Consider the following 391-nt stretch of genomic DNA (forward strand, 5'->3'; position numbering starts at 1 on the left):
TCTATTTTAGGTGCCCTATTACTAACTATTATGGTTTTTGGTACAAGCGTCCATGCTGAATACGATGGATATAATACGAATAGAGTTAACAATAATAATATTACAACTCGAGTTAATGACAATAACATGGATAGAGTTAATAATGATGTGAGAACTCGAAATGTAAATACAACAAATGATTTAAATGAAAATCGTGATAAAAATAATAATTGGGCTTGGCTTGGTTTATTGGGACTAGTAGGATTATTTGGTCTTAGAAAAAAAGACAAAGATCCAGAAACACGTTAATGTAGAACATTATATTTATTTTTAAGAGATATTTATTTATCAAAAGAATGCAAAATGAATACATTATGAATCGCCTTTAATAAGGCGATTTTTTATTTTTTAA

At 27.4% G+C, this 391-nt stretch carries 1 protein-coding gene; it reads left to right on the forward strand.

Annotated features, from left to right (window positions below):
- The coding region (locus JDS92_RS30165) for a WGxxGxxG family protein (RefSeq protein WP_199633048.1) at positions 1-288 on the forward strand (288 nt) is incomplete at its 5' end.
- Between the last annotated feature and the right edge of the window lie 103 nt (positions 289-391).

The organism is Bacillus cereus group sp. N12 (genome assembly GCF_016483575.1).
Lineage (GTDB): Bacteria > Bacillota > Bacilli > Bacillales > Bacillaceae_G > Bacillus_A > Bacillus_A toyonensis.